The organism is Raineyella sp. (genome assembly GCF_034933565.1).
Taxonomy (GTDB): domain Bacteria; phylum Actinomycetota; class Actinomycetes; order Propionibacteriales; family Propionibacteriaceae; genus Raineyella.
The window spans coordinates 20,138-31,393 of the sequence record NZ_JAYFNG010000034.1; the positions used below are offsets into that span (position 1 = coordinate 20,138).

Sequence of the window (11,256 nt, forward strand, 5' to 3'; positions counted from 1 at the left end):
CTCCTTTGCTGTGGAGTGGTCGGTCAGTCCTGCAGGAACCAGACGGCGCCCTGCGGCGTCGGCTCGAGTCGCCATCCGGGCTCGACCAGGAAGGTGGTGTTCTGGGTGGTCACGATCGCCGGGCCGGGGATGACGTGCTCGGGCCGGAGGGCGGACTCGTCGTACAGGGCGGTGTCGACGTGTCCCTCGATCCCGACGAACACGGCCTGGCGGCGGGAGACGGGGGCGGGGACCGTACGCGGACCGCCGGTGTGCAGTGCGGCGAACTTCACCGCGTCACCCGCCACGTACGAGGCGACCCGGATGGTGTTGCAGCGGATGCCCGCCTCCGGCGCGGCACTGCTGGCGCCGAACCGGTGGCTGTAGACGTCGCCGAACTTCTTGATGATGTGCAGCACGTCCCCGACGCCGCGGACCCGGTCGATGTCGTCCACCGTGACGGCCTGGGTGAGCAGCTGGTTGCCGTAGCGCATGTCCAGCTCGAGGCGGTAGCGCACGTCGCCGGGGGCGAACCCCTGGCGGATCAGGTCCTCGCGGCCACGGGCCTCGAGTTCCTCGACGACGGCGTTGAACTCGGCGTAGTCGTCGTAGAGCCGGCGGGTGGTGGCGTTGTAGAGCGTCACGTGCACGCCGCGCTCGTGGAAGTGCAGCTGCTTCATGTTGCCGGCACCGCAGGCGGAGAACACCGAGGAGAACGGCGGCGCGAGCACCCGGGAGATACCGGCGTGCCGGGCGATGCCGCAGGCGTGCAGCGGGCCGTTGCCGCCGTACGCGAGCATGGTGAAGTCCTCCGGCAGATAGCCGCGGACCCGCAGCTCCTTGCCGATGCCGATCGCCATCTGCTCGTCGACGCCGTCCTTGATCGACCGGGCCGCCTCGATGACGTCCAGGTCGAGCGGGTCACACAGGGTCTCCTCGATCGCGAACCGCGCCCGCCGGGGGTTGAGCTTGATGTAGCCGTTCGCGTAGTTGTCCGGGTCGAGGTAGCCGAGCAGCAGGTCGGCGTCGGTGACGGTCGGGCGCAGTCCGCCGCGGTCGTAACAGGCCGGGCCGGGGTTGGATCCGGCCGACTCGGGGCCGATCTTGATCGAGTGATGGATCCGGTCGTAGCTGGCGATCGAGCCGCCACCGGCGCCGAGGGTGTCCAGGTGGACCATCGGCACCGAGACCAGCCACCGGTCGATGGTCGGCAGGAAGTCGTAGTGCTTGACCCCGCCCTCGGGCACCAACCCGATGTCGAACGAGGTGCCGCCCATGTCGGTGGAGATGACGTGGCCCAGCCCGGTCTCGTCGCTGAGGTGCTCCGCGGCCCCGACCCCGGCGATCGGGCCGGAGTGGATGGTCTGCAGGGCGTCGGTCGAGTTCATCTGGGCCATCCCACCGGAGTTGTGGATGACCAGCATCGGCTTGTCGTAGCCGGCGTCACGCAGGTTGTTCGACAGCTGGGAGAGGGCGTGGAACATGATCTCGTGCAGAAAGGCGTCGATGATCGTCGAGGTGGACCGGACGTACTCGCCCTTGCGGCCGGACACCTGGTGGCCGAGCAGGATCGGGATCGCACCCAGCTCGTGGGCCGGGAACTCGTCGAGGAAGATCTCCTGGATGGCGAGCTCGTGGGCCGGGTTCTCGGTGGCGTTGACCAGCGCGACGACGATCGCCTCGGCGCCCGCGTCGACCAGCTCACGCAACACCTGCCGCACGTCGTCGGGGTCCAGCCGGGCGACGACCCGGCCGGCCGAGTTCACCCGCTCCTTCACCGAACGGATCAGGTGGCGGGGCACGATCGGGTCCGGCCGCTCGGCGGCCGGCAGGTTCTGCTGCATCGTCTGGTCCAGGCCCTCGCCGTACCCGCGGCCACGGGACAGCGGGATGGTGTCCTCGAAACCGTGGGTGACGATGGCCGCCACCTTGGGGCCCTTGCGCTCGATCAGCGCGTTGGTGCCCAGCGTGGTCGCGTAGCGGACCGAGTCGACACCGCTGAGGACGGTGGACCGTTCGAGCCCGGCCCGCGAGCAGGCGAGGTCGAGGGCCTCGTTGAAGCCGAGCGCCAAGTTGTGGTGGGTGGTGAGGGCCTTGGCCTCGATGTACTGCTCGTCCCACACGAAGAAGCAGTCGGTGAACGTGCCGCCGATGTCGACGGAGATGCGCTTCATGGAGTCTCCTGGGAGGTGGTCGGGGTGTCGGGCCGGATCACCGGACGGACGGGGTGCTGTGGGTGCTGCTCGCGGACAGGGCGTTGTGGGCGCTCGCGGCCGCGGCGTCGTCGCCGGGGCCGTACGTGTGCACCGCCTCCGCGTCGAGGCCGCGCACCTCCCACTGGCCGCGCAGCGCGTCGACGTCGACCAGCATGTCCACGGTCGGTGGGTGGCCCGGCGGGAGGTACTCGGCCTCGAGCTGGGTGCCGCAGCCGGGGCAGTAGTACTCGAGGATCCGGCAGTAGCCCGGATCCGGGGAGAAGGTGTACTCGTAGCGCTCGGGGTCGATGATCGGCTGGTGGATCTCGCGCGGGTCGCGGTCGTACACCAGGGCACCGCGCTTGTAGTTGCCCCGGGCGTCGCCGAAGTCGTGGGAGCACACGCGGCACACCCAGCGTTCGGTGTCCAGGTCGATCAGCAGGTATTCGGTCATCGGGACTCGCATCGGGAGTCGTCCTTTCGGGTCGGTCGGACGGGCGGGTGGGGTGCCTCAGTGGGAGTCGTGGAGCAGCAGGTCACCGACAGCGGTGACCCGGAACCGCCAGCCGGGCAGCACGCGGGCGGTGAAGAACGGCCCCTCGACGATCGCCGGGCCCTCGCCGGCGTCGCCCGGCGCCAGGTCGTCGAGCACGTGCACGGGCACGTCGTCGACCCGGTCGGCGGCGGAGCGCACCCGGCGGGTGCCGGCGATCGCGGCCGGCCGCGGCTCGACCGCCCGATCGTCGGGCAGCACCGGGTGCGGCAGCGGTGCGGTGACAGTGAGCCGCAGGGACACCTGCTGGCCGGGTGCCTCGACCGGGTCGCCGGGGTGGTAGGCATGGGACCCGACGAGGGTGCCGTCGGCCTCCTCCACGGTCAGGTCCCACGAGGACCGGCAGTCGGCGAGGTGGTAGCCCTCCTGGAACATGTCCCGCTCGGCCCGGGCCACCAGCTCCTCATGGGCCGTCCGGACCGCCTCGGTCGTGGGGGTCGGGACGCCGACCTCGTACGACTTGCCGATGTCGGAGAAGGAGATGCCGAAGGCGGAGAACACCGCGGCCGTCCGTGGGACGAGCACGTCGCGCACCCCGGCGATGCGGGCCGCGCCGGCGGCGCTCATCGGCCCGGCGCCGCCGAACGCGGCAAGGGTGGTGTCCGGGGTGACGACGTGGGCGAAGCTGTCGGCGAGGGCCGCGAAGTAGGCCTGCTCCATCCGGACCAGGGCCTCCTCCAGCGGGATGCCGAGCGGCTCGGCGATGGTCTCGGTGATCACCGTCCGGGAGCGCTCCGGGTCCAGCCGGAAGGTCCCGTCCATGTACGTGTCGGCGTCGAGCACGCCGAGCAGCAGGTTGACGTCGGTGATGGTCGCCCGGCGGCCGCCGAAGCCGAAGCAGGCGGGGCCGGGCGCGGCGCCCACCGACCTCGGGCCGACGGTGATCTCCCCGTCCTGCACGGCGATGACGGAGGAGCCGCCCACCCCCTTGGAGTGCACGTTGCTCATCGGGTAGGAGATCGGCACGCCCTTGACGCTCCCCCGCCCGTCGGGGGCGACCTTGCCGCCGCTGACGACGCCGACGTCGGTCGTGGTGCCGCCGATGTCCATCATCACGGTGTGTGCCAGCCCGTAGACCCGGGCCAGCGCCGCGGTGCCCTCCAGACCGCCGCGCGGGCCGGAGGAGTACGTCTTGAGGGCGACCGCCTTCGCCACCCGTGAGGAGGCGCCGTCGTTGCGGTAGACCAGCAGCGGGTTGACCACGCGGTACGACCGCAGCCGGCGCTCGGCCCCGTAGAGGAACCGCTCCATGGTGGGGTGCAGGAAGGTGTTGATCACGCAGGACCACACCCGGCGCACGTCGTGCCGGTCACCGGCGAGGTCCCAGCTGTAGAGCAGTGGCACCGAGCCGAGCAGGTGTCGGGGGAACCGGCGCAGCAGCACATGGCGGAGCCGGTGCTCCTCCTCGGGCGTACGTCCCGCGACCACCACCCGGCCGGCGCCGAGCGTGGTGAGCCGGGTGACGAGGCGGACGGCCTCCCGGTCGACCTCCTCGGCATCGCCCGCCGCCAGGTCGATCCGCAGGCAGCGGTCGCCGACCAGCCCGGTGAAGAGGTCACGCTCGGGGTCGGTGGTCCGCATCAGGTCGGCCAGCTCCGGCATCGTGGTGAGGATGCCGATCATCGGGCCCTGGCGCTCCACCAGGGCGTTGGTGCCCTGGGTGGTCGAGTAACGGATGTGTTGGGTCGCGTGCAGCAGGCGCTCCAGGTCGGCCTCCCCGTACAGTGCGGCGGAGACCTTCTCCAGACCGGTGAACAGGCAGTCCGAGAGGTCCTGCGGGGTGGTCAGGGTCTTGGTGAACGTGAAGGCGTCGCCGTCCCACGCACAGATGTCGGTGAGTGTCCCGCCGTTGTCGATGTTGATCAGGGTGTCCATGCCCTCTCCCTCTGGTCGGATGGACCGTCGACGCACGACGCCTTGGGGGCGGCGACCGGCGTCGGTGACGGTGAACACCAGCGTGATCTGGTTCACATCGGCCGCCATGTCCCAAGTTGGGACACCCGTACGGGTTGGACCGACCGGGGCCCGGACGTCACCATGGGACGTGCCGTGCGTCACAGTGCGTACGGTTCCGTCACAAGGAGGTGACAATGCCGGATCCCGAGAAGCGCCTGCGGCGGATCGCGTCGGCGCGCGCCGACTTCCTCGAACGGGGTGGTGCCACCGACGGTGTGCCCGACCTCGGGGTGCCCGACCTCGTCGCCGCGTCGTGGCAGCGCAGCCGGGCCGCCGGCGTGGACGCCGCCCGCTGGGAGGCACCGTTCACCGCGGACTTCGACCCCGCCTCCCGGCTGGCCCGGTGTGCCGAGCCGGTGCTCACCCAGTTGCGCGAGGACACCGCTGACGTGGCGGTGGTGATCGCGCTGACCGACCGCAGTGCCCGGCTGATCCAGCGTCGCGACTCCTCACGCCGGCTGGGCCGGCTGCTGGACCGGGTCGACTTCGTCCCGGGGTACGCGTACGCCGAGGGTGCGGTCGGCACCAACGGCATCGGCACGGTGATCGAGTCGGGCCGGTCGGTGTCGATCGTCGGCCCCGAGCACTACTCCGAGCAGCTGCAGTCGTTCGCCTGCACCGGGTCCCCGATCATCGACCCGCTCACCGGGCGGGTCGAGGGGATCCTCGATCTGTCCACCCTGGCCGACGCCTGGACCCCGTTGATGCACACACTCGCCCGGTCGGCGGCCAAGGACATCAGCCGCAACCTGCTGCTCGACCGCAGCCGGGCCCAGCAGGCGCTGTTCGAGACGTACGTCCGGGCGGACGCCCGGGCCACCCGGCAGGCGGTGTTCGCCTTCGGCGAGTCGACGAGCATGCTCAACGCGGCGGCCGAGGGCCTGTTCACCGGTGAGGAACAGCGCGCGATCCGGCACCACGCCTCGTTCGTGATGGCGCATCGCGACCGGGCCAGCGACACCGTCGAGCTCGCTTCCGGGCGCCGGATCCGGCTGCGGGGCACCCGCATCCTCGCGGGCGGGCAGACCGCGGGCCTCGTCGTCATCGTCGAGGCGATCGAAGGCCCGGGGCGCGGCGCCGACCCGCGGGCCGCGGCCGGGCCCGACGTCGCGACAGCAGGTGTCGCCCCGTCGTCCGGTCGTACGGTGTCGTCCGGTCGTACGGCGCCAGTCGACGGCACCGACGGCACGGCGGCGGCCGGTCACCCGGCCGAGTCGTCCGCCGACCCGACGGCGGGCTCACCCGGGGGCACCGCCTTCACCATCCAGCGGCTGCCGGATCTGACCGTCGGTGCCCCCGACTCGCCCACCCGCGAGCTGGCCGGCGACCTGCGCCGGCCGTACGTGCCGATCGCCGACGGCAGTGCGCCGGCCTGGCGACGGGCCGGGGCGCAGCTGCGGGCCGCGCTGACCGAGGGCGAGCCGACCCTGGTGCTGGGCGAGCCGGGGTCGGGCAGGTTCACCCTGGTCGCCGAGATCTTCCACGCCACCCACCCGGGCGGGCGCAGCATGACCATCGAACCGGCGCACCTGGACGGCGCAGCCCCCTTCGACCTCGAGGCGCTGCCGGCCACCCACCAGCCGACGCTGTGCATCATCCCCGACCTCGACCGGGTCTCCGCCGCCGGTGTCGCGTTCCTCGACCGGCTGCTCCCCACCCTGACGGCGTCCGCGGGCCGGACGATGGTGGCGGCCACCCTCCCGGACGGCCGGCCGGATCCCGACCTGCCGTTCCACGCCCTGCTCGGGCACTTCACCGTCTCGGTGACCGTGCCTCCGCTGCGGTGTCGTCCGGAGGACCTGGCCACGATCGTCGACCGGCTGCTCGCCCAGCTCGCGCCGAACCGCCGGGTCCGTCTGTCACCCCAGGCAGAGCGCACCCTGGCCCGCTACCCGTGGCCGGGCAACGTCCCGCAGCTGCATGAGGCGCTGGAGTACGCGGTGCATCGCCGGCCGGTCGGCGAGATCCGGACCGAGGACCTGCCCAGCTACTGCCACACCAGCAAGATCCGCCCCCTCACCCCGCTGGAGACCGCCGAGCGCGACGCGATCACCGCCGCGCTGCACGAGTGCGGCGGCAACCGGCAGGCCGCCGCCCACCAGCTCGGCCTGTCCCGCTCCAGCCTCTACCGCAAGCTGCACCGCTACGGCATCACGCTCTGACGACGCCGCGCACCCCGGCTCCTGTCACCGCGCCCCACGGATCCGCCCCGGCCCCGCCCGCGTCGCGGATCCACCCGCCGCGGACCCGTCGCGGATCCACCCATCGCGGATCCACCCATCACGGATCCACCACCCCGTCCTGAACCCCACCCTCCGAGGAGCACCAATGTCCCCTTCGACCCTGCCCGTGCGGATCGGCATCGTCGGCACCGCGCACACCCCGTTCGGCCGGCTTCCCGACGAGACCGTGAGCAGTCTGGTCGGCCGGGTCACCGTGGAGGCGATCGCCGAGGCGGGCCTGGAGCCGCGCGACATCGACGAGGTGTACGTCTCGCAGTTCAACAGCGGCCTCACCCCGTTCGCGTTTCCCTCCTCGCTGCCGCTGAGCCGGGAGCCGGGACTGTGGGGCAGGCCGATGACCCGGGTGGAGAACGCCTGCGCCTCCGGGTCGGCCGCCGTGCACCAGGGGGTCCGGGCGATCCTGTCCGGCCTCGCCGACACCGTCCTGGTCGTCGGCGTGGAGAAGATGACCCACGCCGACCGCCCGACGGTCGCCCGCGCCCTGCTGGGCGCCGACCTGCAGCGGGCCGGGACCGACTCGCCCACCGGGTTCGCCGGCAGCTTCGCCGAGGTGGCCGTGGCGTACGCACAGCGCCACCACGCCGAGGACTGGCTCGGGGACGTGCTCGCCCGGATCGCCGCGAAGAACCATCGCAACGGCTGCGCCAATCCGTACGCCCAGTTGCGCAAGGACCTGGGCTTCGAGTTCTGCCGCACGGTGTCGGAGAAGAACCCGATGGTCGCCGCGCCACTGCGCCGGACCGACTGCTCACTGGTCAGTGACGGTGCGGCGGCGCTGGTGCTGCGCCGGGACCCGGTCCGCCCGCTGGCCACGATCGCCGGCATCGGGCACGCCAACGAGGCCCTCGAGCCGCACCGGCGCGACCTCGCCGAGTTCGCCGCCGGTCGGGTGGCGGTCGCCCGCGCTCTGGCGATGGCGGGGGTGACGCTGGACGATCTGGACCTGGCCGAGGTGCACGACTGCTTCACGATCGCCGAGCTCGTGGCGTACGAGATGCTCGGCCTCACCGGCCCCGGCGAGGGTCGGCGGGCGATCGAGGAGGGCTGGGTGGAGCCCGACGGGCGGCTGCCGGTGAACGTGTCCGGCGGTCTGAAGGCCAAGGGGCACCCGATCGGCGCAACCGGGGTCTCCCAGCACGTGCTGGTGGCCCGTCAGCTGGCCGGCGGCGCCGGGGAGATGCAGCTGCCGGCGCCGCACCTCGGTCTGGTGCACAACATGGGCGGTCTCGCGGTCGCCAACCATGTGAGCGTGCTGGCGGGCGGTTGAGATCCCGCCCCCGGCGCGGTCGCGTCCCCGGTCGTCCGGGCCCGCGGCTGGGCGGGCTCAGGCGCCGGGGACGCTCTGCTTGAGCCGGGAGAAGATCTCCCGGGTGGCCCGGGAGCGGTTCAGTGTGTAGTAGTGCAATCCGGGCGCCCCACCGGCGAGCAGCCGCTCGCACAGCTCGACCCCGATGTCCACCCCGACCCGGCGCACCGCCTCGGGGTCGTCGCCGACCGCACGGAGCCGGGCGACGACCCGGTCGGGCAGGGCGGCACCGGACAGTTCGGCGAACCGTTCGATCTGGCCCAGGTTGGTCACCGGTTGGATGCCGGGAATGATCGGTAGGTCACAGCCCATCGCGCGGGCCCGGTCGACCAGCTCGAAGTAGCGGTCGGGCTCGAAGAACAGCTGGGTGATCGCGAACGAGGCCCCGGCCTCCTGCTTCTCCACCAGGATCCGCGCGTCGAGCTCGGCGTCGCGCCGGTCGGGGTGCAGATCGGGGAACGCCGCCACACCGATCACGGCGGCGGGGTTGCGGCGCCGGATCAGCCGCACCAGTTCGGTGGCGTTGTCCAGCCCCTGCGGATGGCGCACCCACGGCACCGTCGGCCCGCCGGGCATGTCACCGCGGATCGCCAGGATGTGGTTGATCCCGGCCTGGGCGTAGCGGTCGATCACCTCGGCCAGCTCGTCGACCGGCTGGCTGACGCAGGTCAGATGCCCCATCACCTGCATGACGTGGGCCTCGGCGTTGCGGGCGAGCCGTTCGTTCATCAGCTGCGCCAGGCGTGCGGTGATCGTCACCGTCATGTCGCGCCGCGAGCCGTTGGCACCGTACGTCACCGAGACGAAGTCCGGTTCCAGGTCGTCGAGCTCGCGCAGGGACTGCCACAGCACCGCGTCGCCCTCGAGGGTCTTGGGCGGGAAGAACTCGAAGGAATGCAGCGTACGGTCGCCGGCACGCAGCATCTCGTCGATGGTCCTGGGCGTCATGGCGCTCACCATAATGTGGCCGATTCAGAGCGGACCCCCTAGGCTCAGTCCGTGGTCAACCGTCTCGATCCCACCCAGCCGCTCGCCGCCGAGTTCCGTCAGGACGTCCAGGACGCCCTGACCGGCTTCCTCACCGAACAGCGGCAGGTCCTGGCGGGGATCGGCACCGAGTTGGAGCCGATGACCGAGCTCGCCGAGGTGTTCACCGGAGGCGGCAAGCGGCTGCGCCCGGCGTTCGCCCTGTGGGGCTATGTCGCAGCGGCCGGCAGCCCCGATGACGACACGTACGCCACCCTGGTCCGGGCCGCCGCGAGCCTGGAGCTGCTGCACGTCTCCGCCCTGGTCCATGACGACGTGATGGACAACTCCGACACCCGCCGCGGCGTCCCGGCCGCCCACCTGCAGTTCGCCGGCCTGCACGACACCCGCGACTGGGTCGGCTCCGGGGAGCAGTTCGGCCGGGCCGGGGCGATCCTGCTCGGCGACCTGCTGGTGATGTGGTCCGACGAGATGGTCCACGCGGCGGGGCTCCCGCTCGACGTGCTGCACCGGGCCCTGCCCTACCTCACGGCGATGCGGACCGAGGTGACCTGCGGACAGTTCCTCGACGTGGTCGCCCAGGCCCAGCCGCTGCGCCCCGACCGCCTGCAGGACAACATCGACCAGGTCCGCCGCGTGGTGGAGTTCAAGTCGGCCCGGTACTCGGTCCGCCGGCCGGTGCAGTTCGGCGCCGCCCTGGGCAGTGCCGGCGATGCGGCCCAGGAGGCGCTGGCCGCGTACGGCTCGCCGCTGGGCCGCGCCTTCCAGTACCGCGACGACCTGCTGGGCGTGTTCGGCGACGAGGGCGTGATCGGCAAGCCCGCCGGCGGCGACCTCCGCGAGGGCAAGCACACGCTGCTGCTGGCGTACGCCCTGGCCGGGTCGAAGGATGTCGGCCGCAACCGGCTGCTCAGCCTGGTCGGTTCCCCCGACCTCAACCAGGACGGCATCGACGAGGCGCGCGAGATCATCATCGCCAGCGGCGCCCGGGACAGAGTGGAGACCGACATCGAGTCGCACCTGGACCGTGCGCTGACCGCCCTCGACGGGGCGCCGATCAGCGACGAGGGCCACCGCGCACTCGCCGGACTGGCCCACGCCGCGGTGCGCCGCAATCACTGACGCCGGTTCAGCCGGTCGTCCCGGGGACCGGATCCGTCGTCCCGGTGACGGCATCGGTCGCCCCGGTGACGGCATCGGTCGCCCCGGTAAGAAAGGACCGACTCGCCGCGGATGCGGCCGCCCACTCCGCCACCCGGTGCCGGGCGACCGTGGGGTCCGCCGCCCAGCGCTGCTCGACCCGGGCCGCCAGCGCGCGGACGTCGGCCCGCAGCCCGGGCGACGGCTCGTCGGTCGGCGAGGAGACCGGCACCGGGACCTCGAAGCGCACCCGACAGGGCCCTGCGAGCATGCTTCCCGGCGCGTTCCAGTCGGTCCCCAGGTCGATGAACCACGGCAGCGGAGCCGTCACCGGGTCGGCGAACTCATCGCGGACCACCCGCGGGCCGTGGTCGTGCGCATCGCGGGCCAGCCGCTCCGCGCGATCACCGATCAGGACCAGGAAGGCGAGGTGCTCCTCGCGGAGGGCCTCGAGGAGCTGGTGGGCGTCGGCCACCTCGCGCCCGACGGCCGCGCCGGGGCCGAGTCGGCCCAGCAGGTCCTCCGGGAGGTTCTGCTCCGAGCCGAGCAGCAACGCCTCGGCGCCGAGATCGACCGCCAGCTCGGGGTCGTGGGCCGTCACGAGCAGGCGCCCGAGGGCCCCGGTGGTCACCGCGCAGCGCCGCAGGAGACGGAGGGCGTCGGCAGCCTCCCAGTCGTCGAGCACCACCTGGACGACCTCGGCCCCGGCGGCGAGCAGGTCCTCCACCCGACGGAGCAGTGCCTCGGGCGGAGTGAACGGCGAGGGCACCAGCACGGCCCACAGCCGTGCCATGGCGAGTCGCCGGCGCACCGGCAGCAGGACGGTCACGATCCCAGGCTAACGGCCGACGGAAGGCACGCCAGGAGATCGAAAACTCACAACGTTGTCACAGCCGA

Annotated in this window: 8 protein-coding genes; 3 read left to right on the forward strand and 5 right to left on the reverse strand. The window is 72.3% G+C overall.

The window, feature by feature from the left end:
• Positions 1 to 23: 23 nt before the first annotated feature.
• From VB059_RS10435 to VB059_RS10445, 3 genes are read right to left on the reverse strand one after another with little or no spacing between them, the layout of a single operon-like run.
• Complete coding sequence (locus tag VB059_RS10435; protein WP_323421962.1) at positions 24 to 2,153, reverse strand: hydantoinase/oxoprolinase family protein; 2,130 nt, start codon at positions 2,151 to 2,153, stop codon at positions 24 to 26.
• A gap of 37 nt (positions 2,154 to 2,190) precedes the next feature.
• Complete coding sequence (locus VB059_RS10440) at positions 2,191 to 2,640, reverse strand: acetone carboxylase subunit gamma (RefSeq protein WP_323421963.1); 450 nt, start codon at positions 2,638 to 2,640, stop codon at positions 2,191 to 2,193.
• A 45-nt stretch (positions 2,641 to 2,685) separates the two neighbouring features.
• Complete coding sequence (locus VB059_RS10445) at positions 2,686 to 4,602, reverse strand: hydantoinase/oxoprolinase family protein (protein ID WP_323421964.1); 1,917 nt, start codon at positions 4,600 to 4,602, stop codon at positions 2,686 to 2,688.
• A 215-nt stretch (positions 4,603 to 4,817) separates the two neighbouring features.
• On the opposite strand from VB059_RS10445, the gene VB059_RS10450 reads away from it, so the two are divergent.
• Positions 4,818 to 6,845, forward strand: a complete 2,028-nt coding sequence (locus VB059_RS10450) for a sigma-54-dependent Fis family transcriptional regulator (RefSeq protein WP_323421965.1) — start codon at positions 4,818 to 4,820, stop codon at positions 6,843 to 6,845.
• A 166-nt stretch (positions 6,846 to 7,011) separates the two neighbouring features.
• The gene (locus VB059_RS10455) at positions 7,012 to 8,193 is read left to right on the forward strand and encodes a thiolase domain-containing protein (RefSeq protein ID WP_323421966.1); all 1,182 of its coding nucleotides are present in this window, start codon (positions 7,012 to 7,014) and stop codon (positions 8,191 to 8,193) included.
• 57 nt (positions 8,194 to 8,250) lie between these two features.
• On the opposite strand, the gene VB059_RS10460 is transcribed toward VB059_RS10455, so the two are convergent.
• On the reverse strand, positions 8,251 to 9,180 hold the full coding sequence (locus VB059_RS10460) for a methylenetetrahydrofolate reductase (RefSeq protein ID WP_323421967.1): 930 nt from the start codon (positions 9,178 to 9,180) through the stop codon (positions 8,251 to 8,253).
• 51 nt (positions 9,181 to 9,231) lie between these two features.
• On the opposite strand from VB059_RS10460, the gene VB059_RS10465 reads away from it, so the two are divergent.
• Entirely contained in the window at positions 9,232 to 10,341 is a 1,110-nt protein-coding gene (locus VB059_RS10465) for a polyprenyl synthetase family protein (RefSeq protein WP_323421968.1), read from the forward strand.
• A gap of 7 nt (positions 10,342 to 10,348) precedes the next feature.
• On the opposite strand, the gene VB059_RS10470 is transcribed toward VB059_RS10465, so the two are convergent.
• Positions 10,349 to 11,188, reverse strand: coding sequence for a thiamine phosphate synthase (locus VB059_RS10470; RefSeq protein WP_323421969.1), 840 nt, complete (start codon positions 11,186 to 11,188; stop codon positions 10,349 to 10,351).
• Between the last annotated feature and the right edge of the window lie 68 nt (positions 11,189 to 11,256).

Excerpts from the sequence above, each read along its gene's own strand:
- VB059_RS10435 (WP_323421962.1), bottom strand. The coding sequence starts at position 2,153 with ATGAAGCGCATCTCCGTCGACATCGGCGGCACGTTCACCGACTGCTTC.
- VB059_RS10440 (WP_323421963.1), bottom strand. The coding sequence starts at position 2,640 with ATGCGAGTCCCGATGACCGAATACCTGCTGATCGACCTGGACACCGAA.
- VB059_RS10445 (WP_323421964.1), bottom strand. The coding sequence starts at position 4,602 with ATGGACACCCTGATCAACATCGACAACGGCGGGACACTCACCGACATC.
- VB059_RS10450 (WP_323421965.1), top strand. The coding sequence starts at position 4,818 with ATGCCGGATCCCGAGAAGCGCCTGCGGCGGATCGCGTCGGCGCGCGCC.
- VB059_RS10455 (WP_323421966.1), top strand. The coding sequence starts at position 7,012 with ATGTCCCCTTCGACCCTGCCCGTGCGGATCGGCATCGTCGGCACCGCG.
- VB059_RS10460 (WP_323421967.1), bottom strand. The coding sequence starts at position 9,180 with ATGACGCCCAGGACCATCGACGAGATGCTGCGTGCCGGCGACCGTACG.